This is a genomic window from Mesorhizobium sp. B2-1-8 (assembly GCF_006442545.2).
In the GTDB taxonomy this organism is placed as follows: Bacteria; Pseudomonadota; Alphaproteobacteria; order Rhizobiales; family Rhizobiaceae; genus Mesorhizobium.
The window spans coordinates 2,469,002-2,492,538 of the sequence record NZ_CP083952.1 but is presented as its reverse complement, the minus strand read 5'-3'; the positions used below and the strand labels follow the sequence as shown (position 1 = coordinate 2,492,538).

General features: G+C 65.1%; 22 protein-coding genes, 1 tRNA gene and 1 pseudogene. 7 read left to right on the top strand and 17 right to left on the bottom strand.

Annotation, left to right across the window (positions count from 1 at the left end):
• Positions 1-36: 36 nt before the first annotated feature.
• The 8 genes from FJ970_RS12160 to FJ970_RS12125 form a co-directional block, all read right to left on the bottom strand.
• Positions 37-234: a hypothetical protein gene (locus tag FJ970_RS12160; protein ID WP_140761307.1), complete on the bottom strand. Its 198-nt coding sequence runs from the start codon at positions 232-234 to the stop codon at positions 37-39.
• Between the two features lie 61 nt (positions 235-295).
• Positions 296-1,384 carry an ABC transporter ATP-binding protein gene (locus FJ970_RS12155; protein ID WP_140761304.1) on the bottom strand — a complete coding sequence of 363 codons (1,089 nt, stop codon included), beginning with the start codon at positions 1,382-1,384 and terminating at the stop codon, positions 296-298.
• Between the two features lie 7 nt (positions 1,385-1,391).
• Positions 1,392-2,444, bottom strand: coding sequence for a carbohydrate ABC transporter permease (locus FJ970_RS12150; protein ID WP_140761302.1), 1,053 nt, complete (start codon positions 2,442-2,444; stop codon positions 1,392-1,394).
• Positions 2,441-3,463 (bottom strand): carbohydrate ABC transporter permease, encoded by a 1,023-nt coding sequence (locus FJ970_RS12145; RefSeq protein ID WP_140761299.1) that lies wholly within the window; start codon positions 3,461-3,463, stop codon positions 2,441-2,443. Before FJ970_RS12145 ends, FJ970_RS12150 begins: the two co-directional genes overlap by 4 nt.
• A complete protein-coding gene (locus tag FJ970_RS12140; protein ID WP_140761297.1) occupies positions 3,460-4,728 on the bottom strand; it encodes an ABC transporter substrate-binding protein in 1,269 nt (422 codons plus the stop codon). The genes FJ970_RS12145 and FJ970_RS12140 overlap by 4 nt, the downstream gene beginning before the upstream one ends.
• An 86-nt stretch (positions 4,729-4,814) precedes the next feature.
• On the bottom strand, positions 4,815-7,334 hold the full coding sequence (locus tag FJ970_RS12135) for a hypothetical protein (RefSeq protein ID WP_227792096.1): 2,520 nt from the start codon (positions 7,332-7,334) through the stop codon (positions 4,815-4,817).
• Positions 7,331-8,164: a 5-dehydro-4-deoxy-D-glucuronate isomerase gene (gene kduI / locus FJ970_RS12130; protein WP_140761295.1), complete on the bottom strand. Its 834-nt coding sequence runs from the start codon at positions 8,162-8,164 to the stop codon at positions 7,331-7,333. The genes FJ970_RS12135 and kduI overlap by 4 nt, the downstream gene beginning before the upstream one ends.
• Positions 8,161-9,264: a glycoside hydrolase family 105 protein gene (locus FJ970_RS12125; RefSeq protein WP_321575738.1), complete on the bottom strand. Its 1,104-nt coding sequence runs from the start codon at positions 9,262-9,264 to the stop codon at positions 8,161-8,163. The genes kduI and FJ970_RS12125 overlap by 4 nt, the downstream gene beginning before the upstream one ends.
• A 102-nt stretch (positions 9,265-9,366) precedes the next feature.
• Between FJ970_RS12125 and FJ970_RS12120 the strand changes: the two genes are divergently transcribed.
• A complete protein-coding gene (locus FJ970_RS12120) occupies positions 9,367-10,434 on the top strand; it encodes a LacI family DNA-binding transcriptional regulator (RefSeq protein WP_140761292.1) in 1,068 nt (355 codons plus the stop codon).
• Here the strand turns inward: FJ970_RS12120 and FJ970_RS12115 are convergent.
• Both FJ970_RS12115 and FJ970_RS12110 read right to left on the bottom strand, forming a co-directional pair.
• Positions 10,419-10,901: a flavin reductase family protein gene (locus FJ970_RS12115; RefSeq protein ID WP_140761289.1), complete on the bottom strand. Its 483-nt coding sequence runs from the start codon at positions 10,899-10,901 to the stop codon at positions 10,419-10,421. The two genes, FJ970_RS12120 and FJ970_RS12115, sit on opposite strands and share 16 nt — an antisense overlap.
• Entirely contained in the window at positions 10,901-12,058 is a 1,158-nt protein-coding gene (locus FJ970_RS12110; RefSeq protein ID WP_140761286.1) for an LLM class flavin-dependent oxidoreductase, read from the bottom strand. Before FJ970_RS12110 ends, FJ970_RS12115 begins: the two co-directional genes overlap by 1 nt.
• Before the next feature lie 126 nt (positions 12,059-12,184).
• Between FJ970_RS12110 and FJ970_RS12105 the strand changes: the two genes are divergently transcribed.
• Positions 12,185-12,922, top strand: coding sequence for a GntR family transcriptional regulator (locus FJ970_RS12105; RefSeq protein ID WP_227792095.1), 738 nt, complete (start codon positions 12,185-12,187; stop codon positions 12,920-12,922).
• A gap of 63 nt (positions 12,923-12,985) precedes the next feature.
• Positions 12,986-14,059, top strand: a complete 1,074-nt coding sequence (locus FJ970_RS12100; protein ID WP_210243057.1) for a Gfo/Idh/MocA family protein — start codon at positions 12,986-12,988, stop codon at positions 14,057-14,059.
• 166 nt (positions 14,060-14,225) lie between these two features.
• Here the strand turns inward: FJ970_RS12100 and FJ970_RS12095 are convergent.
• Positions 14,226-14,301, bottom strand: a tRNA-Ile gene (locus FJ970_RS12095).
• A 135-nt stretch (positions 14,302-14,436) separates the two neighbouring features.
• Here FJ970_RS12095 and FJ970_RS12090 point away from each other — a divergent pair.
• A complete protein-coding gene (locus tag FJ970_RS12090) occupies positions 14,437-15,147 on the top strand; it encodes an SIMPL domain-containing protein (RefSeq protein ID WP_140761280.1) in 711 nt (236 codons plus the stop codon).
• Between the two features lie 106 nt (positions 15,148-15,253).
• Here FJ970_RS12090 and FJ970_RS12085 read toward each other — a convergent pair whose 3' ends face one another.
• Positions 15,254-15,610, bottom strand: a complete 357-nt coding sequence (locus FJ970_RS12085; protein WP_140761277.1) for a hypothetical protein — start codon at positions 15,608-15,610, stop codon at positions 15,254-15,256.
• A 252-nt stretch (positions 15,611-15,862) separates the two neighbouring features.
• Positions 15,863-16,309 (bottom strand): YcgN family cysteine cluster protein, encoded by a 447-nt coding sequence (locus FJ970_RS12080; RefSeq protein ID WP_140761321.1) that lies wholly within the window; start codon positions 16,307-16,309, stop codon positions 15,863-15,865.
• A 197-nt stretch (positions 16,310-16,506) separates the two neighbouring features.
• On the opposite strand from FJ970_RS12080, the gene FJ970_RS12075 reads away from it, so the two are divergent.
• A complete protein-coding gene (locus FJ970_RS12075) occupies positions 16,507-18,762 on the top strand; it encodes an OmpA family protein (RefSeq protein ID WP_227792094.1) in 2,256 nt (751 codons plus the stop codon).
• A gap of 265 nt (positions 18,763-19,027) precedes the next feature.
• Here the strand turns inward: FJ970_RS12075 and FJ970_RS12070 are convergent, their stop codons facing one another.
• Positions 19,028-19,894: an SDR family oxidoreductase gene (locus FJ970_RS12070; RefSeq protein ID WP_140761271.1), complete on the bottom strand. Its 867-nt coding sequence runs from the start codon at positions 19,892-19,894 to the stop codon at positions 19,028-19,030.
• Positions 19,895-20,074: 180 nt separating this feature from the next.
• On the opposite strand from FJ970_RS12070, the gene FJ970_RS12065 reads away from it, so the two are divergent.
• Positions 20,075-20,341, top strand: a complete 267-nt coding sequence (locus FJ970_RS12065; protein ID WP_140761268.1) for a type II toxin-antitoxin system VapB family antitoxin — start codon at positions 20,075-20,077, stop codon at positions 20,339-20,341.
• Between the two features lie 51 nt (positions 20,342-20,392).
• Here FJ970_RS12065 and FJ970_RS12060 read toward each other — a convergent pair whose 3' ends face one another.
• Together FJ970_RS12060 and FJ970_RS12055 are read right to left on the bottom strand one after the other, a co-directional pair.
• A complete protein-coding gene (locus tag FJ970_RS12060; protein WP_140761319.1) occupies positions 20,393-21,031 on the bottom strand; it encodes a helix-turn-helix transcriptional regulator in 639 nt (212 codons plus the stop codon).
• Positions 21,032-21,039: 8 nt separating this feature from the next.
• Complete coding sequence (locus FJ970_RS12055) at positions 21,040-21,912, bottom strand: S1C family serine protease (RefSeq protein ID WP_140761265.1); 873 nt, start codon at positions 21,910-21,912, stop codon at positions 21,040-21,042.
• 224 nt (positions 21,913-22,136) lie between these two features.
• Here FJ970_RS12055 and FJ970_RS12050 point away from each other — a divergent pair.
• A pseudogene (locus tag FJ970_RS12050) lies at positions 22,137-23,101 on the top strand (S1C family serine protease).
• A gap of 9 nt (positions 23,102-23,110) precedes the next feature.
• Here the strand turns inward: FJ970_RS12050 and FJ970_RS12045 are convergent.
• Positions 23,111-23,536: a VOC family protein gene (locus FJ970_RS12045; protein WP_140761262.1), complete on the bottom strand. Its 426-nt coding sequence runs from the start codon at positions 23,534-23,536 to the stop codon at positions 23,111-23,113.
• Position 23,537 lies beyond the last annotated feature (1 nt).

The window sequence follows — 23,537 nt, the reverse complement described above, 5'->3', positions numbered from 1 at the left end:
GATTTTGGCCCGGAGGACGTGTCTGGAACATTGATTTTATTGATTTTTTCGTGGGTTCGAGTCTTCAGGATTCCCGCATTGTTCCGTATCATCCCGCGACCGGCTGGCGCGAGGGCCGCGACCAAAGGCCAATTTCTTCCTGAAGGGTTCGATTGCCAGGAGCAGTTGGGTCTTTGACAGCGAAAACAGGTGAACCAGCCCGGCGTCGCAGAACAGATTGACGGTGATCGCCATGTCGACACGCCAGCCATGCGCGCCGCCGTCACTCGTTTTTTCAACCTTACCTGTTGCCGGGTTAGATTGTGGGCACGCGCAGGCCTGCCGTATCGAACAGATGCATCCGCTCTGGATTGAGCCGCAGGCTGATCTGCTTGCCGCCGGCGCCGATGCCCTGCTGGTTAAGCACCGCGACCATCTTCTCATCGCCGGCGATGGTGGCGTGAACGACCGTCTCGGGACCTAGAGCCTCGACCAGCGTGACACGCGCCTCGACGCTGCCGGGACCGCCTGCCGAAAGATCGACGTCGTGCGGGCGGATACCGAGCGTAGCTTCGTCTCCCGGCTTCAGGGCGGCGCCATTGGCAGCGATCACGGCGCTCAGTCCGCCCGGGCCTTGCACCGCGACTTCATTCACGGCGACGGAAAGCACCTTCACGGGCAAGAGGTTCATACGCGGCGCGCCGATGAAGCCGGCGACGAACAGGTTTGCCGGCGCATTGTAGAGATCGAGCGGCCGGCCGATCTGCTCGATCCGCCCCGAGCGCATCACCACGATGCGGTCGGCCAGCGTCATCGCCTCGACCTGGTCATGGGTGACATAGATCATCGTGGTTGCCAGTCGCTTGTGCAGGGCGGCCAGCTCAGCGCGTGTCGAGATGCGCAGTTCGGCGTCGAGATTGGACAGCGGTTCATCGAGCAGGAAGGCGGTCGGATTGCGAACCACCGCACGGCCGATCGCCACACGCTGCTTCTGCCCGCCGGAAAGCTGCCCGGGCCGGCGGTCGAGATAGGGCGCAATCTCCAGCATGCGCGCCGCTTCCGCGATGCGCGCATCGATCTCGGCCTTCGCCATGCGGATGTTTTCGAGCCCGAAGGCGAGATTCTGGCGCACGCTCATATGCGGGTAGAGCGCGTAAGACTGGAACACCATGGCCAGACCGCGCTGCGCGGCCGAAACGTCGGTGGCATCGACGCCGTCGATCTCGATCCTGCCGCCGGTCGGACGATCGAGCCCGGCGATCAGCCGCAACAGCGTGGACTTGCCGCAGCCCGACGGGCCGACAAGCACCAGCATCTCGCCGTCGGCGACGTCGAGATTGATGTCGTGCAGGATCTTCATCTTGCCGTAAGCGCGATCGATGCTGGTAAGCGTTATCCGTCCCATGGCGCCCTCATTTCAGCCCGGTGCCGGCAATGCCGGAGGTGATGTAACGCTGCAGGAAGACGAAGACGAGAACCACAGGGATCATCGTCACCACTGTCATCGCCAGTATAAAGTGCCACTGCACGTTGAGCTGGCCGGCATAGGTATTGAGCCCGACCTGGAGCGTGTAGAGCTCCTTGCGCGACAGCACCACCAGCGGCCAAAGGAAGTCGTTCCAGCGCCAGACGACAGAGAAGATCGCGAGCACCGCGAGCGCCGGTGCGGCAAGCGGCAGCACGATACGCCAGTAGATCTGCCATTCGGACGCATTGTCCATACGCGCCGCGTCGAGCAACTCGTCCGGGATGGTCAGCATGTATTGGCGAAGCAGGAACACGCCGGTCGGCGTCGCCACGGTCGGCAGGATCACGCCCCACAGCGAATCGAGCAGGCCGACGGCGCTGACCACCGAATAGAGCGGCACAAGGATGACCGACAGCGGCACCATCAGCGTGCCGACGATCACCAGCATGGTGAGATCTCGGCCGCGGAACCTGTATTTCGACAGGGCAAACGCCGCCATCGAATTGGTGAGCAACGTGATCAGCGTCGCCATCGCGGTGACGAAAACCGAATTGCGCAAATAACGGAGGAAATCGAAATGGACGAAGGGCTCGGTGTAGTTTTCTGTCGCGAAGCCGATTTCGCGCACAGGTTCCCGGTTGGCGATGTTGACCTTGATGATGTCCTTCGGCGCCTGCGGATCCACCATCTGCGCCACGATGCCGAGGCGGCGTATCTCGGCCAGCACCTTGGTCGAACGGTCCGGCAGCTTCACTTTGTAGAGCGTGAGCGGCTTGTCGTAACCTTCGACGCTGACCTGCTGGCTGACATAGGGCAGGATGGTCAGCGGGAACTCGGCAAGCTGCGCCGGCGTCTTGAACGACGAGCCGACCAGCCAGATGGCCGGGCCGAACATGATGACGAGACCGCCGGTGAGCCACAGCCAGCTCACGACATCCGTCCAATGCCAGCCACGGCCGCCGCGCCGGCGGGTCAGGAATGTCATGACGCCGCTCATTGGCGCACCCCTTTGCGTTCGCCCCGGCGTCCGACCTGCAGCTGAAGCAGGGTCAACACGACCAGCACCAGCCCCATCAGCATGGACGCCGCCGAGGCCAGTCCCGGATTGCGCAGCAGCGAGGCGAAGCCGATCTCATAGATGTACTGCGTGAGATAGAGGGTGGAGGTTCCTGGTCCGCCTCCCGTCAGCACATAGACTTCGTCGAAGATCTGCACGGCGCGGATCAGCGCCAGCACGATGACGACGAGCAGGTTCGGCATCAAGAGCGGCAGCGTGATGCGCCAGAACACCCGCGCCGGCTTGGTGCCGTCCATCTCGGCCGCCTCGTAAAGATCGCGCGGGATCGCCTGCAGCCCGGCAAGCAGGATCAGCGTGTAGAAGCCCATATGGGCCCAGACCGAAACGCTGACGGCTGCGGTGAAGGCCCAGAAACGGTCGGTCAGCCAGTTGTAGGGCTCGCCTCCGAAGTCATGGACGATCAAGTTGAGCAGTCCCTGGCGTTGCAGGATCCAGCGCCAGATCAGGCCTGTGACGACCGGCGACAGCAGCACCGGAAAGAAGAACACCGCGCGCCAGAACGAGCGCCCCGCGATCTCGCGGTTGAGGATCAGCGCCGTGACAACAGACACGACCGTCATCAGTGCCACCTGCACGACGACGAACAGGCCGGTATTGTGCACGGCTTTCCAGAATAGATCCTCGCGGCACGTGGCGGTATCCAGATAATTGCTGCAATCGAGCAGGCGCTGATATTGCTCAAGTCCGACATAGCTGCGGTCCTGCAGGAAGTAGGCAGTGCCTGACGTGGCCGAATAGAAGAAGTTGATGACCAGCGGCACCAGCACGAAGATGCCGAAGATCGCCATGTTCGGGGCAAGGAAGAAGGCGGCCATGCCGCCGGTACCCGTCGCGCGCTGCCAAGATTTGAGCGGCACGTTGACGGCAGATGCAAGCCAGACGACCGGCGCCGCAAGCGCGGCGCCAGCCCATGCCTTGAGGGTCGCGGAGGCGCTCATTTGCCCTCGGCGACCTTGTCGGCGATGTCCTGGTCGATCTTGCCCCAGGCCTCGTCGAGGGTGAGTTCGCCGGCCATCACCTGGCTGACGCGGGTCACCAGAGCGGCATAGTAGGCGTTGGCCCATTTCCACGCCGGCAGCGCGTCGGCCGCAGGCAAGGTCTCACCCGCCGCCTTTACGAACCTATCGAGCGCCGGGCCGACATTCTTGTCTGCCGAACCCCACTTGAGCCCGCCTTTCGCGACCACGCCCTTGTGCGCCGGCAGGAACAGCGTGCGTTCGCTGAACTCCTTCACGATGGCTTCGCTGGCCAGGTAGTCCATGACCTTGGCGACATCCTTGGGGTTCTTGGTATATTTGATGGCGACAAGTGCCGCGCCGCCTTTCACGCCCGAGCAGCCGACCGTGCCGCAGGGCGAACCGGTTGCCACCCAGTCGAAACTGTCGCCGATCTTGGTCGACAGATTGGCGACCTGCCAGCTGCCCGAATAATAGAACGGGATCTGCGCGTTGATGAAATCGTCGGTCGCCGCGCGGTAGGTCGATCCCGCCGCCGACACCCAGGTATCCTTCAGCATCAGGCCCTTGGCGGTCCAGTCGACGAGCTTGGTGATGAACGCCTTGGTGCCGTCGTCCACTTTCGCCGGCTTGCCGTCGGCTCCGATATAATTGGCGCCGTAGGAGACATTGGCGCCCGAAATGCGATGGCCGGAGCGGTCGATCGCAAACGCCGCCGGTAGCTGCTGGCTCTTCGCCACCTCGGCGGCGGCATTGATCCAGTCGTCCCACGTCGCCTTGTCGCCGGGCAGCGCCACGCCGGCCTGTTCGAACAGCGTCTTGTTGGCGAAGCCGCCGGTCAAGGTGAGCTGCGTCATGAAGCCGGTGATGGCCTTCGAGCCGTCGGGGCGCATCCAGTCCAGCGTATCGCCGAAATTATCGTCCCAGTATTTCGGGTCGGCAACCAGCGGCCTGAGATCGAGCCAGTGCTGGGCAAGCTCCTTGATGTTGGTGACGCGGGCGATGTCCGGGCCCTGGCCGGCTTCGAGCTGGATCGGCAGCTGCTCCTGGATCACCTTGTAGGCGACATTGTCCAGCGTGACGTGAATGTCGGGATTGTCCTTCATGAAGCGGTTCAGAAGGTCCTGGATGACGTCGCCTTCGACGCCGTCCGAATACCACATGATGCGCACATCGCCGGCAAACGCGCTGGTCGATGCGAGCAGGCTGACCGATATCGCGGCCAGCAAGGTGCGGGTCTTGATCATGCTACGTCTCCTCCTTTGTCGGGGTTCAGCCCCTATCAATTCAAGCCGCCCCGCCCTCTCCTCATGAGGGCACGGCCTGATCCTCCCTATTCCCTGCGTTTCATGCGTGTCGCCTCGCCGCGCACGGTCCAACTGGCCGGATCGAGTGTCCGTCCCTCGGCCACTATCGTTGCGTCGGCGAGGAAACGCACAGTGCCATATTCCGGATCCTCGACGGTGAGTTGGCCATCGGCACTCGAATGCAACGACAGGCCGGCGAAGGCATCGCTCCAGCTTTCGAGCGTCGGGAGATTGGTGTTCCGGTCGCCGAGACGGACGATCCACGTCGCCTTGCGCCCGGCCGCACGCAATTCATTGCCGGCGGTCGGGCCGCTGGTAACCTGGGACAGCGGCACATCCGTCATGAGCATCGCGAAAGCGTCGCCGGCCTGCGCCAGCGCCGACTGACCGTCGATGCGGACCGTGTCGAAGACACCGGCCGGAAACCAGGCATGCGTGAAATCAGGCTGTTCGTCCGAACAGGAGAAGCTGACGACGGCGAGGTCGCGGTATTGGTGGACCCTGGGCAAGGTGCCGGAGCCGCCCCAGTAGGACGGCCTGCCATAGCCGGACTGCAAGACTTCGCCCGGATGGTTGATCCAGATTTGCGCATCCGCGTTCCCGCCCAGCCGGGCGTGAAGGACCGTTTCTTGGTATCCCCACTGGTTCCAGCGATAGCCGGAGGCGCTGCCCATGGCATGGCCGCGCGTCTTGTGGTGATAGAGCCGCGCGAAGCGGTCCTGTCCTTGCGCGAAACTCCACTCCCACGCCGTATCGTCAGCGACCGAGGCAATGGGTGCAAGCTCGGCGGGAATGCTCAGGCCGTGGTCGCGCAGGCACAACGCAAGCTGCGGCAGCGCATGGAAGCGCATGCCGTAATTGCCCTTGCCCCAGACCATGCGGCAGATGCCCGACAACTCCAGCGAGCGCGCGGCGCGCAGCGTGTGCTCGTAGGAGCGGCCCTGAGCACCGGTCAGCATGCCGTGATGGGCCGAGCGGGCGACGATCTCCAGTAGGCGGATGACAGCTTTTCCGGCACGATCGGCGATGTCCTTGTCCGGCGCCAGCGCGTAAAGCGCACACAGGCCCTTGAGGTCGATTGGAAAGTAGGGCGCCGAATTGAACTCGGCCATTTCCCACGCCTCGAAATGGTCGAGCCAGGCCCGCACCCGGGCCGCGCCCACCGCCGACTGCTCGCGGCCAGAGCGGCCCGAGCGCGCGAAGCGCGCTTGCGGCAACAGCCCGCCGGCGAGATAGGCCGCGGTGTGGAAGAGCAGCGCGTGGTTCTCGGAAAAGTACCACTGCACGTCGTTGCCGGGCTCGTCCATCCAGTAGCGATAGCCGAGGATCGCCTTGTCGACGCGCCCGCGCAGGCCGGCGTCCAGCCGATCGCCATAGGCCCTGCGGCACCACAGCAGCGGCACCAGGATGAAGTCGGCGCAGTCGTGACAGTCCTCGATCGCCGGCAGCACGCCGGAGATCATGGCGTCGGTCTCGGTACCCTCCTGCCCTTTCGCCAGCCGCGCCAGCGCGCGCACCGTGTCGGCCTCGGCATGACCGGCGACTTCGCTCAGCGCCTCGTCGATGCGCGCGGCAAGCGTTTCCGGCGCGCCGCCCTGTCGCCGCGCGTGGCAGATCTCGACGCCGAAGACGCGCGATGCGGCATGGCCACCAATCGTCAGCGTCACCTTGAAATGACGAAAATCGGCGGGCAGTTGCTCGGTGTCGGCGATCGGCAGCCGCGTTTGGCCGGCGGACAATTCGAAGGCAAAGCGCACCGGCGCCTCGATCGACATGAAATCGCCCTCGATCTCGACCGCGACCTGGGCATCGCGCGGCAGCGCCACGCCGGTGACCAGCGCCACCTCGCCGCCATCATAGGCAGGACGCTCGAAACGCATGTCGTCGAGCGCCGCCTCCATCGCATCGGCGACCGCGCCCTCGACCTCGATCGGCAAGGCGACCGCAGCGGCCGGGCCCGACAGATAGTCGAGCTGGAAATAGTAGCGGGCGTCACGCTCGGCGAGATCGTCGAACCAGATGCGGATATCGTTGCGGCCGGCGCTGAGCGCGACCCGGAAGTCCTCGGCGCTTTCCAGGTTGCGGCCGTAGGGCGCCATCCAGCCGGCTTCCCCACCGTTGACGAAGAGTACGGCGCCGCCGCATGTGCGCAGCCGCAGCAGCGCCTCGCCGGCCGAGGCAGCGTCGATGATCGTCTCGGCCCAGGTTCCAAGCACCGTCGGCCGGAACCAGAAGCCGGACAGGTCGACACGCGGCGAAGCGAAAGGCAGCCAGATGCGCCCGGCGCTGAATTCGGCGCCGACCTGAGGCCGCTTGCCGCGGCGTTCGGCTGCGAACTGCGTGCGGCACGGATATTCATGCGGAATGAAATTCTTGTGCTTGGTCAGGAAGAAGAAGGGATCCATCTCCCCCTTCATCGGTTGGTCGGCCACATCGTAGCGCTGCTCGGCGATAGGCCCGAGCCGCCAATGAACGACCGGCTGTCCCGCCGCGAGCGGCCGGCGCAGCGTAAAATCGGTCTGAACGGTCTTTGCCGCCACGCTCATCGCAAATCCTTCACAGCAACCGGGTCGACATCGGTGTAGGCCTGGTTCTCGCCGGTCATTCCCCAGACGAAAGCGTAGGGGCCGGTGCCGGCACCCATATGGATCGACCAGGCCGGCGACAGGACGACGTCGCCGTCGGCGACCATCAAATGGCGTGTCTTGTCGGGCCGGCCCATCAGATGAACGACCCGGTCGGCCGCGGCGAGATCGAAATAGCAATAGGCCTCCATGCGCCGTTCGTGCAGATGCGGCGGCATGGTATTCCAGATGCTGCCCGGCGCCAGGTCGGTGATGCCCATGAGCAGGAGACAGGATGGGGCGACCTCGGGGTGGATATACATGTGCAGCGTGCGCTTGTTGGCGCGCGCCTCCTCGCCCAGCACCAATGGCTTGGCTTCGCCCTTGGCGATCAGGCGATGCGGGATGTCGGCGCCGGCCGGCACCGAATTCATGTAGAAATGTGCCGGCCTTGCCGCATCGTCGCTCTCCAGCATCACCTCGCGGGCGCCGCGCCCGACATAGACGACATCGCGGTTGGCCAAGGCAAAGCGGGCGCCATCGACAGTGACGGTGCCGTTGCCGCCGAGATTGGCGATGCCCATCTCGCGCGCGGTGAAGAACAACTCGGTGCCGACATCCGCGCCGTTGCCGAACAGCAGCGGATTGGCCAGCGGCACCGCGCCGCCGACGATCATGCGGTCGATGTGGGTGTAGGCGAATTCGATCGCACCCGGCCGGAACAGGCCGTCGACCAGGAATTCGGCCCTCAGCCGCTCCGTATCCATGCCGGCAATGTCCGCCGGCGATGCGCCAAACAGCGTCCGCATCATGCCGCCTCCACCTCCGCCTTGATGTGCCGCGCCCCTTCGGTCAGGCACAGGATGGCCAGCGCCTGTCCATAGCCGGTCGGGTGGATCGGTATGTCGCGGTAGAACTGCAAATCATGGCCCATTCGTGTGCCATAGGAGACGTTGGCCACCACACCCTGCTTGTCGATGTTCGCCACCACCGCCTCCAGGGCGCGGAGCCCGGCGGCCCGGCATTCCGGCGGGCCGATCCCCAGCCGTGCGGCCTTCATCAGCCCATAGCCGAATCCGGCCGTGGCCGAGATCTCCTCGTAGGAGGTCGGGTCGTCGAGCAAGGTATGCCATGCGCCCGAGCCCGACTGAACCTTGAGCAACGCTTTGATCTGCGTCTCGAGCACGCCGAGCAGGTAGGCCTTCACCGAAGGCGTGATGTCGGCAAATTCGATCACGTCGAGGATGCCGACGGTGATCCAGGCATTGCCCCTGCCCCAAAGGGCGCCGGCGAAATTATGCCGGCCCGCGAAGGTCCAGCCGTGGAACCACAGTCCCGAGGCCGGATCGGCGAGATAGCGGGCGTGGACGAGGAACTGCCGTTCCGCCTCCTCGACGAAGTGGCGCTGGCCGGCGGCCTGGCCGTAGGATGCGAGAAACAGCGCCACCATGAACAGCGTGTCGTCCCACAATTCATCGTCGTTGACCCGGTCCGAAACATTGTGCTGGAAGCCGCCCTCGGGCGTCCGCGGCATGGCGGTGATCACCCGCTCGGCCCATTCGCGCAACACCGGCTCGAAGCGCGGCTGGCGCTGTCGGCGCCAAAGCTCGCTCAACGCCAGCAGCGGTGCCGTGGTGTTGACGTTCATCGCTGGCAGCCCGGCGGCGATGCGCCGGTCGTACCAGGCTTCCAGCGTCTGCAGCAGGCTGTCGTCGCCGGTCTGCGCCCAAAGCCGGACAAGACCATAGAGCCCGACGCCCTGCGGCCATTCCCAGCTCTCGAAGCTGACATAGTCGCCCGGCGTCCCGTCGAGATTGGGTTCATCGAACCGCCCGTCATGGCGCAAGCCGGTCATGCCGGCCACGAGGCTCGCAAGCGCGGAATTCAGGCGTTCGGCCGACAGCGGCATCATTCCTCCCGTTTCCTCCACCCTGCCGAAACTGTCTCACAGGCATTTTTCTTGCGCAATCTGAAAATTTTTTGCAGGATTGTGCAACTTTGCTGGAGAAGGCGCATGACGATCCACGGAAAGAGAGGCCGACCCAGCCGTCGCGTTCGACTTGAGGAGATCGCGGCGCGTTGCGGCGTGTCGGTCAGCACCGCCTCGCGTGCCCTTAGCGGCGCGGTCGGCGTAAGGGATGAGCTTCGCAGCAAGATCATCGAAATGGCGAAGTCGATGAACTACGTCATTCCGGCCTCGGTCGCCGGCCGCAAGGTCATCCTGGCGGCAAGCAGCGTGGCCATGGTCGACAGTGCCCGCAGCCAGTTCACCTACCATGTGCTCGACGGGCTCAACGAGCGCGCCCGCCTGCTCGGTGTCGAAGTGGTGACGCGGCCGGTCTCGACGCCCAATGACGAGATCGCACTGCTGCGCGAATCCGAGCATGACGACAGCGTCGCCGGCTGCCTTTTCCTGACCCTGGACGACAATGAAGTCCTGACGCTGACGGCCGGCCTCTCCAAGCCGATCGTGCTCGTCAACGGCGACGATCCGTCGATGCGCCATTCCAGCGTCACGCCTTGCAACCGCTCCGCCGCCATGCTCGCCGCGCAGCACCTGATCGGCCTCGGCCACCGCCGCATCCTGTTCCTGATGCGGCGCGGCCGGCGCACCATCGAGCGCCGCTACGAAGGCTGGCGCGACGCGTTGATCGCCAGCGGCGCCGCCGGCTTCGACGATCTCGTGGTCGAGGTGCAGGACTGGCTGCCGGAGCTCGCCAGCAAGGCGGTGAAGGAGCGCATTGCGGCGCGTGGCCTCGATTTCACCGCCGTGCTGACGGCCGGCGATAGCCTGGCCTTCGGCGCCATCGCCGGCATCCAGGAGGCCGGGTATTCGGTGCCCGGCGATGTCTCCGTCGTCGGCATCGACGACCTGCCGCTGGCGGCCTTCTGCAATCCGCCGCTGACGGCGATGCACATTCCCATGCGCGAAATCGGCTCGGCCGCGCTCAGCATGCTGCTCGACGACATGGCTCATTCGAACCTGCCGCCGCGCCGCGTCGAACTCGCCTGCCATCTGGTGGTGCGCCAATCGACGGCACCGGCCCGAGCCGGCGCGAATATTCATCACACCGCGTCCTGAGCCTGGGACTTGCCGCCGGCAAACAGCAACGGCGATCCGTCCTGCGTTTCCAGTTCCAGCACGCGCCCGAGCAGTATCATGTGATCGCCGGCTGGGAAACGGTCAGCGACGCAGCATTCGAACCGCGCCAAGGCCTTGGGCAGCAGCGGCACGCCATGTGCATTCCAGGTGAGGTCGAGACCGGCGAAGTCGGAGCCGGATTTCGAAAAGCGCCAGCACAAATCGGTCTGATCCTGCGCCAGCACGTGGATGGCATAATGGGCGGCGTTGGCGAAAGCATCGAACCGGCGCGAGTGGCGGCCGATCGACCACAGCACCAGCGGCGGGTCGAGCGACACCGACGAAAAGCTGTTGGCCGTGATCGCGACCGGGCCGTCGGCGCCGCCGGTGGTGACCACCGTGACGCCGGTGGCGAAGCGCCCGAACGCGTTGCGCAGACTGCGCGGATCGCACACGACATGCTCCATCAGCGCCGCGCCCCAGTTCCCAACGGTGTGTCCGGCATCCGGTTCGGCACCCGGCCATAGGCATGCGGCAAGGAGCAGGTCTTGAGCTGCGGAAGCACCTTGGTGCCAAAATGCCGCGCCTCGTCGAGATGCGGGTAGCCGGAGAAGATGAAGGCGCGGATGCCCATTTTCATATAGGCCTCGATCTCCGACAGAACCTGATCGGCCGATCCGACGAGTGCCGCGCCGCAGCCCGAGCGGGCGCGACCGACGCCCGTCCACAGATGCGGCTCGACATAGCCTTCCGCATCGGCGATCTCGCGGTTTTTGGCTTGGTGCGACACGCCAAGCGATCGGGCATCGAGCGCCCGCTCGCGGATCGCTTTGCCCTGTTCGTCGTCGAGCTTCGAAACCAGCTCTCGCGCGTATTCCTTCGCCTCGGCCTCGGTGTCGCGCACGATCATGTGGATGCGCAGGCCATAGTCGAGCGTACGCCCGTGCCGCGCGGCGCGCTCATGGACGGCCTTCATGCGCCCGGCCAGTTCTTCCCTGGTTTCCGGCCACATCAGGTAGACATCGCACTGTTCGGCGCAAAGCTCGAGGGCGTCCGGTGAATAGCCGCCGAAATAGAGCAATGGACCGCCATTCCGCTGATAGGGTTTCGCCGGAGCCGTCGGCACACCCTTGAATCGATAGACCTCGCCCTCGAAATCGATGCTGTCGCGGGTCCAGGCCTGGCGCAGGATCTGCACCACTTCGCGCGAACGCTGGTAGCGGTAGGCGCTGTCGGCCGTCTCGCCGGGAAAGTCCGACGAGATGATGTTCAGTGTCAGCCTGCCTTCCAGCATGTGGTCGAGCGTCGCGATCGTGCGCGCCAGCATGATCGGCTGCATCTCGCCGCAGCGCACTGCCGCCAGCAGATTGATCTTCGACGTGATCGGCGCGCAGCCGGCAACGAAGCTCAGCGTGTCCTGGCCGACCTGATAGGATGACGGGCACAATATGTTGCGGAAACCGAGCTCCTCGGACGTCTTCACGATTTCGGAACAATGCGCCCAACTCGAGCGCAGCGCGCCGTCCGATACGCCGAGATGGCGGTAGTCGTCCGAGCACAGCGCGGCGAACCATGAGACTTCGGCCGAGTCGAGATCCGGCGAGGTGATGGGGACGATGGTCATGCCGGTCCTTCGGGAAGCGCGTTGGCCTTGGCGGCGGAATAAGGCTTGCGTAGCATCCGTTTTGATGTAGATCAATACTGTATCAATTTTCGATGCAGCCAAGAAGGCGGATTGGAGAAAGCGGAAATGCCGCTGACACGGGCCGAGCCCGGCCACCGATCGAGCCAGATGCGCGGTCCCTTGCCCGTGCACCTTCAGATCAGCGAGATGCTGATCCGCGAAATCGCGGTCGGACGGCTGGCTGACGGGGCGCGGCTTCCGCCCGAGCGTGAGATGGCCGCCAGCCTTGGGATAGCAGTCGGCACGTTGCGGCGCGCGCTTGCCGACCTCACCGACAAAGGGCTGCTCGATCGCATACAGGGTTCAGGTAACTACGTGCGGGCGCGCGGCGACCTGCTCGGGGTCTACGCCTTCTTCCGGCTGGAGCGCATCGGCGGTGGCGGGCTGCCGACCGCCGAGGTGCTGTCGGTCGAACGGCTGCCCAAACCCGCCGGCCTGCCGGAGTTCGGCAACGCACAGGAAGCCCATCGCATCCGCCGGCTGCGGCGGCTCGACGGCGAGCCGGCGGCGGCAGAGGAGATCTGGCTCGACGCCGGCCGCGCCGAGCGGCTCAAGCGCGAGGAGCTATCGGAATCGCTCTATCTCCATTACCGGCTGGCGCTCGGTTTTTCGATCGTCCGCGCCGAGGATCTCGTCTCCGTCGCGCCGGCACCCGACTGGGCGCCCGCCGATTTCAGGCCGCCGCCGGGGACGGTCGTCGGCTTCATCGAACGTGTCGCCTGGGATGGAGACGGAGCCAGCGTGGAGTATTCCCGCAGTTGGTTCGATCCCGACGTGGCGCGCTACGTGACCCGTTTCAAATAAGCATTGGAAGGAAGACGCAGCGTGACCACATCATCGATCGGCTACGGCATTATCGGCTGCGGCATGATGGGCCAGGAGCATATCCGTAACATCGCGCTGCTGCCTGACGCGCATGTCGCCGCGATCTTCGAGCCGGACCCAGCCATGATGGCGGCCGCGCTCGCCCTGGCGCCGGATGCATGCCCGGCGGCGTCGGCCGCCGAATTGCTGGCAATGGACACGGTCGACTGTGTTCTGATCGCCAGCCCCAACCACCGTCATCTCGCCCAGTTGGAGGAGATCGCAGCGCTGCGGCCAGTGCCTGTGCTGGTGGAAAAGCCGCTGTTCACCGACGCCGCCGATGAAAGACGGATCGCGGCGCTGACAGCCCGGCTTCCTCTCGTCTGGGTAGCGATGGAATACCGCTATATGCCCTCCGTCGCCAATTTCATCGAACACGCTGGCGATGTCACAGGGGGCACCCGCATGCTGACCATTCGCGAGCACCGCTTTCCCTTTCTGGCCAAGGTCGGCGACTGGAACCGCTTCAACCGCAACACCGGCGGCACCTTCGTCGAGAAGTGCTGCCACTTCTTCGATCTGATGCGGCTGATTCTCAAATCAGATCCCGTCCGCGTGATGGCGAGCGCGGGACAGGCGGTCAACCATCTCGACGAACGCTATAGCGGCGAGACGCCGGATATTCTCGACCACGGCTATGTGCTGATCGATTTCGCCGGCGGCGCGCGCGCCATGCTGGAACTCTGCATGTTCGCCGAGGGCAGCCGCTACCAGGAGGAGCTCTGCGCCGTCGGCGGCAACGGAAAGATCGAATGTCGGGTGCCGGGACCCGGGCGCTTCTGGCCACAGCATCTGGGCGCCAACCCCGTGCCGGAGCTCATCATCAGCCCGCGCAATCCGCCGGGACCGCGCCTGCTGGAGTTTCCGGTCGACCCGCGGCTGCTTGCGGCCGGCGATCACAACGGCTCGACCTATTTCGAACACGCCCGCTTCCTCGCGGCGGTGCGCGGACAAGGCAATGTGGAGGTGAGCCTGCACGACGGCTGGTGGGCCGTCGTCATGGGCCTCGCCGCTCAGAGATCGGCCCGCGAAGGCCGTGCCGTTAACCTCGCCGGTGAGTTCACGTTGCCAACTTAGGGAGTGCTGCCCCGGCAAGATGGCGTCCAGCGGCCACCATCTGTTTCAAGCCGGCCACGGCCAAATATTCTCATATCGTTCGTTGCTCGAATATCTGAGGGTTCGAGTCCAAAACACCGAGGTTAGCATGGCCATAAAATATAATAAAATCAATAAGTTAAAGTATTGGTGGGCCCGGAGGGACTCGAACCCCCAACCAAGCGGTTATGAGCCGCCGGCTCTAACCATTGAGCTACAGGCCCCACGCGGGCTGGATTAATGTTTTTCGCATCGCGGCACAAGGCTTTACCTGCGGGGTTTCGCAGATCGCCCAAATCACCCCATAATCGCGCTCTACGCGACCCCTGCGACCTGGTCGCAGACCAAGGAGATTTTTCATGACCAGACATCTTTTGCCCCTCGCGCTCGCCGCTGCAATCGCTTTTCCGGCGATGGCTGGAGCCACCGATCTGCCGACGCCGCCTCGCATTATCGTGTCCGGCGAGGGCGAAGCAACCGTCGCCCCCGATCTGGCGGTCCTGACGCTCAGCGTCATGCGTGAAGCCAAGACGGCGCGCGCCGCACTCGATGCCAACAATGACGCCATGGCCGCCGTGATCGCCGCGATGAAAGCAGCCGGCATCAAGGATCGCGACCTGCAGACCGCAGGCATCCAGATCAACCCTCGCTACAACTACACCAACAAGCCGGACGGCAGTCAGGACGCCGAACTCGTCGCCTATCAGGTGACCAACACGCTCTCGGTGCGGGTACGCGATGTCGACAAGACAGGCGAGATCCTCGACAAGGCGGTGTCGCTCGGCGTCAACCAGGGCGGCGGCATCGCCTTCACCAATGACAATCCGGCGGCCACCGTCAGCGAGGCGCGCAAGAAAGCTGTCGCCGACGCCATGGCCAAGGCCAGGACGCTGGCCGAGGCGGCCGGGGTCAGCCTCGGCCGGGTGCTCGAGATCACGGACCAGAACATCAGGCCGGCGCCAATGCCGATCAACGCCAAGGCCTTCGACGCCGCCGCCGGGGCGGCACCTGTGCAGGCCGGCGAGAACGCCTACAATGTCCAGGTCACCGTTACCTTCGAACTCAAGTAATCGGTCGAGGCGATGGCCGGTCCCCGCCGGCCATGGGTCCCCCGTTGGCACCCATGAAAGAACCCCGCGGGATCGCTCCCGCGGGGTTCTTTCGAGCTGCGCCCGTTCAGCGGTTGATGATCGGGCAACCACGCTCGTTGGCGAACACGATGACGACACGGTCGCCGTACTGACGGCCCATCACCTTGACCACGCGGCGATTGGCATCGACGATGCGGGCACGGTGCAGCCCCATGCGCTCGGCCTTGTCGAGGGCGCGGTCCGGCGAGCAGCCGCGGCGCCAGTCGTCGCGGCGCTCATCCCGGCGGTGGCGATAGCCGTCGTCGCCGGCATAGACGCCGAAGCGCGGATCGTTGTTGTTGCCGAAACCAAGATAGAGGCTGTCGGCATGGGCGGGAATGGCCGCCAGCGTGCCGAGGCCGACCAGAGCAGAAAGCGCTGCCGTCTTGATGGTGGTGTACATGGTTCTCTCTCCTTGTTGCGGGCTTGCGCCCGTCCTCGTGAAATCGATGGAGGGAGAATGCACTGGCCTGTCTGAACTATTTACGAACTCGCCGTTCATCTGCAGTTCATGTGGCGCCGGCGGGCGAGGCGCTGGCCGTTTGCAAATCCCTTGCCGGCCCAAATCCCTTGCCGGCCCAAATCCCTTGCCGCATTGAACGATATTCGCGCCAAACGCCCTGCCCCCTCGCCGGGTTCTCGACATCCGCGCGGGTCAAGGCTCGTCGTCGAGCATATAGTCAAAATAGTCTTCCGGCTCGGCCAGCTCGGTCTCGCTCGCCTTGACCCGGCCGCGCATCGAGATGCCGGCCTCGTGCACGGTCTCCGCGCTGCCCGAGATCAACCGGTGCCACCAGTAAAGGTCGCGGCCCTCGGCCACCAGCCGGTAGGCGCAGGTGCTGGGCAGCCAGCTGATCGTGCGCACATTCTGCGGCGTCAGGCCGACGCAATCGGGAACGCGCGCCAGCCGGTTGGCATAGTCGGCACAGCGGCAGCTCTCGGCGTCGAACAGCCGGCAGCCGACACTGGTCCAGTAGATTTCACCGGTGTCCTCGTCCTCGAGCTTCGACAGGCAGCACTTGCCGCAGCCGTCGCAGAGCGATTCCCACTCCGTGAGGGTCATCGCTTCCAGCGTCTTGGTTTTCCAGAACGGCGTTTCCATTTCCGGCATGTGGCCCCAGCCGCCGCCAAGGTCAAGCGTGGCGACAGCCAGAATGGCGCGATAACTCGGCCGAATGACACGAATTTGCCTTCAAAAGGCCGGCCAATAGCCCCGTACGGCCCCTAACGATGGGCCGCTGGAACCAATTTCGTAAAAAGCGGTTTCGGCAAGGATGGGACCCCACAAGGAGAATTTCGATGAAACGCCAACCACGGATTCTGGCAGGCACAGCCCTTGGCCTGTTGATGGCATCCGCGCCGTTAGGCGCGTCCCCGCTTCAGGGGACAGCCGCGTTCGGCCCCATGCAACGCGGCGCTGTGCCTTTGATCCTGGCCCAGGCGGCCTGCGCCGAGGGCGAATCAGCCGAAGCCTGCGCACAGAAGCAGGGCGAGCAGAAGCCCCAGCGCAAGAAGCGTGAGCAGCAGCAGACCGACCAGGCACCGGCGGCGCAGGCCGCTCCCGCAACCGAGGACCAACAGCCGCGCAAGAAGAAGCGCGACCAGCAACAGCAGACGGAGTCCGCCCCGGCCGCCCAGCAGCCGGCCCCTGCGGTCGAGGAACAACAGCCTCGCAGGAAGAAGCGCGACCAGCAGCAGCAGACCCAGCAGGCTCCGGCCGCCGAGGCCGCGCCCGCCACGGACGAGCAGCAGCCGCGCAGGAAGAAACGCGACCAGCAGCAGCAGACCCAGCAGGCTCCGGCCGCCGAGGCCGCACCCGCCACGGACCAGCAGCAGCCGCGCAAGAAGAAGCGTGACCAGCAGCAGCAGCAGACCGAGCAGGCCCCGGCCGCCGAGGCCGCGCCCGCCACCGGCGAGCAGCAGCCGCGCAAGAAGAAACGCGACCAGCAGCAGCAGACCGGGCAGGCCCCGGCCGGCGAGGCGGCTCCTGCCAATGACAACCAGCCGAGCAAGCCCGGCAGGAAACCCAAGCAGGATCAGCAGAAAGAGGCGCCTGCCGCCGTGCCGGAGACCACCCCGACGCCGAAGCAGGCTCCTGCCGGCGAAGCGACGCCGAAGGTTGAACCGGCCCCGGCCGGCGAGCAGCCTCCCGCCCAGGGCGAGCAGGATAAGACGAAGAAGCACGGCAGGAAACCGGCTGGCGAACAGCCTACGACCGGTGAGCAGCCCGCTAACGGCGAACAGCCGCAGACCGGCAGACAGCCCGCCACCGGCGAACAGCCGGCGACCGGACAGCAGCCCGCTACCAATGGGAAAGCCGCGCCTGTCCAGGGCGAAAACCCGGTTCAGGGCGAAGCACCCGCCGACAAGAACGCCGCACCCATCCTCGACAGCCAGAAGGATGCCAGGCGCAAGGGTCGCGGTGAGAATGCCCAGGGCGGCCGGACCCCCGCCAACCAGAATAGTGAAGAGCAGAATGGTGGGCAGCAAAATGGTGGGCAGAATGCCCAGCAGGGCGGTGACCAGGGCCGCAAGCCGGTAGTGGCGCCGGTGGATCAGGGTCCGCCTCCAACCGACGATAGGGCCGCCCAGGAGGCGATCAAGCCCGAAAAGATCGTTCCTGTGACGGAGGAGAAGGGCAAGCGGCTCGAGCGCGCGCCTGACGAGAATATCCGTGACCGCCGCCGGCCAAAGGGCGTCGACGTGCTCAAGGAGATCGGCGACCGCGTCATCATCCAGCTCAACGATCAGACGTTCGTCCAGAGCAATGACCGCCCGCGCCTGACCCGCGGCGCCAAGGATGTCTACTACGAGGACCTGCCGCAGGGCCGCACACGCGAGACGGTCGAGCGCGACAATGGCTTCCGGATCGTCACCATCCGCAACCGCTACGGCGACATCCTGCAGCGGTCGCGCATCGCGCCCGACGGTCGCGAATATGTGCTGAGCTATGTCGACGAGCGCAGCTACCAGGACGAAAATGACTGGCGCGATCCCGGCGATGACCTGCCGCCGATGCGGCTGACCATTCCGCGCCGTGATTACATCCTCGATTCCGAGAATGTCGAAAGCCCCGACGACTACTATACCTTCCTCGAACAGCCGCCGGTGGAGAAGGTGCAGCGCCTCTATTCGATCAACGAGGTCAAACGTTCGGCCCGCGTGCGTGACATTGCACGGCGCATCGACCTCGACACGCTGAACTTCGAATTCGGCTCCTCTTCGATCTCCGACACCGAGGTGCAGAAGCTCCAGGGTGTCGCCGACGCCATGGAGAAGCTGTTGAAGAAGAACCCGGCGGAGACCTTCCTGATCGAGGGCCATACAGACGCCGTCGGCACTCCGGAGGCGAACCTTGCTTTGTCGGACCGCCGTGCCGAAGCGGTTGCGGAGGCGCTGACCAATGCCTTCGGCATCCCTCCGGAGAACCTGACGACACAGGGCTATGGCGAGGAGTACCTGAAGGTCGACACCTCGGCGCCCAACCGCGAGAACCGGCGTGTCGCCATCCGTCGCATCACCTCGCTGGTGGCGCCGGTGGCGAGCAACGACTGACCCGCGTTTCCAGCGACTTACAGTGATTTCTGGAATCAGGTCGGCAACAAGGTCCCATCCCGGTCAACCGGGGTGGGATGGACTACGGACAGTACGGCCTGGGCCAATAAGATTCGTACAGCCCAAGGGCCGGCTCATTGAATCGACAGGCTTCGCACCCCAGATTCCTGTCTGGGCGTTCCCTGCCCCGTCCCGACTCCAGCGGGACGCATTGAGCCCCGCCGGCCCTCTCCGGCGGGGTTTTTTGCTTCGGGGGTGACGTCCGCTAATAGATGCTTTTGACGTTCGTGTCGGAATTGGCAAACACCTCGTCGGGCACAAAGAAATCTCCCGCCAACGGTCCCGTCGCGTCAGGCGCAGAGATAGAGAAATCGCTGACGCCTTCGGCGCGCAGCACCTCCTCGTCGATGTAGAAATTCCCTGTCGCCTCACGCGACGGCCGCATGAAGATCGCATGCGCGGCATCGGCCATGATCTCGGGCGACCGGCTCATCGCCGCCACCGTCGCCCCACCCAGGAGATTGCGCACCGCCGCCGTGTCGATGGTCGAGATCGGCCACAGCGAATTGACGGCGATGCCGTCCCCAGCGAATTCCGCGCTCATGCCGAGCGTGCACATCGACATGCCGAACTTGGCCATGGTGTAGGCGACGTGGTTCTTGAACCATTTGGCCTTCATGTCGAGCGGCGGCGCCAGATTCAGGATGTGAGGGTTTTTAGCCAACTTCAGGTGCGGGATGCACATTTTGGAAACGAGGAAGGTGCCGCGCGTGTTGATCTGATGCATCAGGTCGTAGCGCTTCATGTCGGTTTCCAGCGTGCCGGTGAGTTGGATGGCGCTGGCATTGTTGACGCAGATATCGATGCCGCCAAATCTTTCGACGGTCCTGGCGACCGCCTCGGCCACCTGCGCTTCCTCGCGGATGTCGCACAGCACCGGCAGCGCCTTTCCGCCCGCCTGCTCGATCTCTTGCGCCGCGCTGTAGATCGTGCCCGGCAGCTTGGGATGCGGCTCGGCGGTCTTGGCCGCGATCGTCACGTTGGCGCCGTCGCGCGCGGCGCGCAGCGCGATCGCCAGCCCGATGCCGCGCGACCCGCCGGAGATGAACAGCGTCTTACCCTTGAGCGACATTTTTCCTCCGCCTGCCTGCCGTTTCGTCGACGCGATCCTTGCTCGTGGCGAACCCGGATACAAGGGCTTGCAACTCCAAGCCATGGTGACGCTACGGAGGGTTCCGCGTCACGCCAATGGCAGGGATGTGCCACTAGAACAGATTTGGCATATATTCAGAGCACAAGGGCAGACGATCAAATGGCTTTGTCGATCAAAAACAGGGAAGTGGAAGAGCTGGCGCGTGAGCTTGCCCGCAGCCGCGGCATATCGGTGACCGAAGCGATCCGGCAAAGTCTCGAAAGCGAAATTGCTCTCTACAGCGTGACCTCTTGGCCGAACGAATCTGATCTGATCATAAAGCTCACGGAAATTTCAGATCGCGCAGGTCGGATACCAGAGCGCGACAATCCAATGACGGAAGACGAGATACTCGGTTACGACGAGTTCGGAATCCCGACCAGATAATGCATACTTCGCCCACAGCGTCGCGCCGCCAACCTCTCAGAACTTGGATTGCTAGACCAGCACCAGCCCCTGTCGCATAGCAATGGCGATGGCATCCGTGCGATTGGCGGCGCCGAGCTTGATCAGGATCGCGGCGACATGGAATTTCGCCGTATGCACGGAGATGTTGAGCCGCCGCGCGATGACCTTGTTGGGGGCGCCTTCGGCGAGCAGCGCCAGCACTTCCGCCTCGCGCGGGGACAGCGCTGGCCGGGAGGCGTGCTCGTCCAGAGCTTCATCCTCGAACGGCGCGCCATCGCCGGCATGGAAATCCTCACGATGTCCGGGCGCGCGGCCATTGCCCGATATGCTGTAGCCAGCGGCGGCCAACCGCGCCGCCGCGGCGATCAGCAGGTCGTCCGCGCCTGCGGGCATGACGGCAGACACCTCGCCGGCAGGCCGGTCGCCGCTGGCGCGCGCCGAGAGCAGCACTCGTGGCACCGAGGCGGGCACGGCGTCACCGCTCCTGTCGTCGACGATCGCGACGTCGGCCCTGCCGGCGCCAACCACCACCGGCAACAGGTCGTCGCTGGCGGCAAGCGAGGCGGCCAGGCGCTCGGCGCGCCCGGCATCGCCAAGCGCAATCAGCACCACCAGCCGCCGTGAAGCCGCATTGTCGGTCCCGATCCGCTCACTGGCGAGTGTTTCCATCATTCCTCTCAGCTCAGTGGTTTTTCGCCGATGGTCAGCACGACGTCGCGCTGTTCGCCGCCGCGAACGACACCCAACGTCACCGAAGCACCGGCACTATCGGGTCCGAGCCGGCGGATAAGGTCGCGCGGACCATGCACTACCTCGCCGTTCCACGCCACGATGATGTCGCCGAGCGAGAGGCCGGCGGCCTTGGCCGGGCCATTGTCGTCGAGGCTCATCACCATTGCGCCATGCGCGTCGCGGTCGCGCACCGGATGCAGGCCGGCGCCGAGATAGCCGCGTGCGACATGGCCCTTTTCACGCAGCGTCGCCACCGCGCGTTCGATCGTTTCGTGGGGCATGACCAGCGCGCGGCCGCGCGGCCCGAACAACAGCATGCCGATCAGCGCGCCCTTGGCGTCGAGCACCGGGCCGCCCTCGAAGCGGCCACCGGCGCCGACGGCAAGGTTGATGCGCCGGTCTATGGTGCCGCCGCGCATCGAGCGCCAGGCCGGCCCGACTTCGCCGACCGAGCCGGACACAGCCAGTGCTGACCCCTGGCTGTTGCCGATGGCAATGGCGATGTTGCCCGGCCGAACGGCATCGGCCTTGGCAAGGACAGGCGCGGTGGCCGCATCGGCCGGCTTCAGCAGGGCGACGCCCGTCGAAGGATCGCGGCCGGTGAGTTCGGCCTTAACCGTTTCGCCGGAGGCCAGCGTCAGTTCGATCTCCTCGCCGGCCTCGACGGCTTCCTCGGCGGTGACGAAATAGCCGTCGCGCCAATGGAAGGCACTGGCCGTGCGGTGGTGATGGGTGGCGAAACTCGCCGTCGCGGGGGCCGCTTTCGCGGCCAGATCGGCGATGGCGTCTGAAAACGCGCTCAGATTGAAGTCGCTCATAAGGGTCTCCTGGGTTTCTTGCATGTCCCAGATATCGCTCGGCCGCGCGCCTGCAGGTACTCGCCTGACGGCTAGTTACGGGTTCGACTGGCCATCTGGTCAGGTCGCGGCGGTTCGGACCGCTCCGCACATATAGTGCGTGTCGCGCAAAAGTGCTCACCGGTTTTGGGACAACGACACGCATGCAGGAAACGCATCGTTGTGTCTGAACACGGAGCCCGCTCATGGCCCTCGCCGCCCAGAAATTCGAATCCGACGACACACTTCTCGACGGTACGCTGCTCGACGCCTATTCGACGACTGTCGCGGATGCGGTCGACCGCATCGGCCCGGCCGTCTGCCGCATCGAGCGCATCGGCGGCCCGGGCGGCCATGGCTCGGGCTTCGTCATCGCGCCGGACGGGCTGGTCGTCACCAATTTCCATGTCGTGGGTGACGCCAGGACGGTGCGCGTGTCGATGCCCGACGGCGCCTCCAGCGAGGGCCGCGTGCTCGGCCGCGACCCCGACACCGACATCGCCCTGGTGCGCGCCGACGGCAGCTTCGCCGATGTGGCGCCGCTCGGCGATTCCAAGCGGCTGCGGCGCGGCCAGATCGCGATTGCCATCGGCAATCCTCTGGGCTTCGAATGGACCGTCACGTCAGGCGTCGTCTCGGCACTCGGCCGGTCGATGCGCGCTTCCACCGGCAGGCTGATCGACGCGTCGTCCAGACCGACGCCGCGCTCAACCCCGGCAATTCCGGTGGACCGCTGGTGTCGTCGGCGGGCGAAGTGATCGGCGTCAACACGGCCATGATCCACGGCGCGCAAGGCATCGCCTTCGCCGTCGCTTCCAACACCGCGAACTTCGTCATTTCGGAGATCATCCGCTTCGGCCGCGTGCGCCGCGCCTTCATAGGCATCTCCGCCGACACCGTAAACCTGCCGCGCCGCGCAGCGCTGTTGTCGCAGGTGTCGACCAGCACGGCCGTGCGGCTGCGCAGCGTCGAGAAGGATGGACCGGCGGCCAAGGCCGGTCTCAAGGAAGGCGACATCATCGCCGCCATTGACGGGCGCCCGGTGACCGGCGTCGACGATCTCGTGCGCATGCTCGACGCCGAGCGCATCGGCCGCGAGACGCTGTGCACGGTGGTCCGCCGCACCGGTGTCAGCCAGGTGGCGGTGACGCCGGTGGCAAGGGCTGGTTGAGGCTGCCGCTCACACCTCCGCCGCGCCTTCCGCATACTGCGCCAAAAACTCCTCGCTGGGCGGGATCGGCTTGATGACGTCGATCAGCACTCCGTTGGGATCCCTGGTGATGAAGTGGCGCTGGCCGAAGGGCTCGTCGCGCAGCGTGCGCAGGATCGGCAGGCCAGCAGCAAGTATCCGCTCATAGACCGCATCGGGATCGCGGACCTCGAAATTGATCAGCAGGCCCGAGGTCCGCCCCCGCCCCTCCTCGGGGATCGTCTCGTGGTCGCCCTGGACGATGCCGAGATTAACCCTGCGATTGTCCACCGATTGCAGATGCACGTACCAGTCGCTCGTAAACAGCGGCTGGAAGCCGAAATGCCTGACGTAAAATGCCGCCGTGCCGGCGACATCGCCGGTCATCAGCACCGGGTAGTAGCTCGTCGTCTTCATC

Bases quoted from the DNA above. Each gene is read 5' to 3' on its own strand.
- FJ970_RS12100 (WP_210243057.1), top strand. From the start codon at position 12,986: ATGATGGGCCAGGAGCATATCCGTAACATCGCGCTGCTGCCTGACGCG.
- FJ970_RS12105 (WP_227792095.1), top strand. From the start codon at position 12,185: ATGCCGCTGACACGGGCCGAGCCCGGCCACCGATCGAGCCAGATGCGC.
- FJ970_RS12135 (WP_227792096.1), bottom strand. From the start codon at position 7,334: ATGAGCGTGGCGGCAAAGACCGTTCAGACCGATTTTACGCTGCGCCGG.
- FJ970_RS12115 (WP_140761289.1), bottom strand. From the start codon at position 10,901: ATGGAGCATGTCGTGTGCGATCCGCGCAGTCTGCGCAACGCGTTCGGG.
- FJ970_RS12160 (WP_140761307.1), bottom strand. From the start codon at position 234: ATGGCGATCACCGTCAATCTGTTCTGCGACGCCGGGCTGGTTCACCTG.
- FJ970_RS12045 (WP_140761262.1), bottom strand. From the start codon at position 23,536: ATGAAGACGACGAGCTACTACCCGGTGCTGATGACCGGCGATGTCGCC.
- FJ970_RS12065 (WP_140761268.1), top strand. From the start codon at position 20,075: ATGGCTTTGTCGATCAAAAACAGGGAAGTGGAAGAGCTGGCGCGTGAG.
- FJ970_RS12125 (WP_321575738.1), bottom strand. From the start codon at position 9,264: ATGATGCCGCTGTCGGCCGAACGCCTGAATTCCGCGCTTGCGAGCCTC.
- FJ970_RS12070 (WP_140761271.1), bottom strand. From the start codon at position 19,894: ATGTCGCTCAAGGGTAAGACGCTGTTCATCTCCGGCGGGTCGCGCGGC.
- FJ970_RS12140 (WP_140761297.1), bottom strand. From the start codon at position 4,728: ATGATCAAGACCCGCACCTTGCTGGCCGCGATATCGGTCAGCCTGCTC.
- FJ970_RS12145 (WP_140761299.1), bottom strand. From the start codon at position 3,463: ATGAGCGCCTCCGCGACCCTCAAGGCATGGGCTGGCGCCGCGCTTGCG.
- kduI (WP_140761295.1), bottom strand. From the start codon at position 8,164: ATGATGCGGACGCTGTTTGGCGCATCGCCGGCGGACATTGCCGGCATG.
- FJ970_RS12080 (WP_140761321.1), bottom strand. From the start codon at position 16,309: ATGGAAACGCCGTTCTGGAAAACCAAGACGCTGGAAGCGATGACCCTC.
- FJ970_RS12060 (WP_140761319.1), bottom strand. From the start codon at position 21,031: ATGGAAACACTCGCCAGTGAGCGGATCGGGACCGACAATGCGGCTTCA.
- FJ970_RS12055 (WP_140761265.1), bottom strand. From the start codon at position 21,912: ATGAGCGACTTCAATCTGAGCGCGTTTTCAGACGCCATCGCCGATCTG.
- FJ970_RS12075 (WP_227792094.1), top strand. From the start codon at position 16,507: ATGAAACGCCAACCACGGATTCTGGCAGGCACAGCCCTTGGCCTGTTG.
- FJ970_RS12155 (WP_140761304.1), bottom strand. From the start codon at position 1,384: ATGGGACGGATAACGCTTACCAGCATCGATCGCGCTTACGGCAAGATG.
- FJ970_RS12110 (WP_140761286.1), bottom strand. From the start codon at position 12,058: ATGACCATCGTCCCCATCACCTCGCCGGATCTCGACTCGGCCGAAGTC.
- FJ970_RS12085 (WP_140761277.1), bottom strand. From the start codon at position 15,610: ATGTACACCACCATCAAGACGGCAGCGCTTTCTGCTCTGGTCGGCCTC.
- FJ970_RS12150 (WP_140761302.1), bottom strand. From the start codon at position 2,444: ATGAGCGGCGTCATGACATTCCTGACCCGCCGGCGCGGCGGCCGTGGC.
- FJ970_RS12120 (WP_140761292.1), top strand. From the start codon at position 9,367: ATGACGATCCACGGAAAGAGAGGCCGACCCAGCCGTCGCGTTCGACTT.
- FJ970_RS12090 (WP_140761280.1), top strand. From the start codon at position 14,437: ATGACCAGACATCTTTTGCCCCTCGCGCTCGCCGCTGCAATCGCTTTT.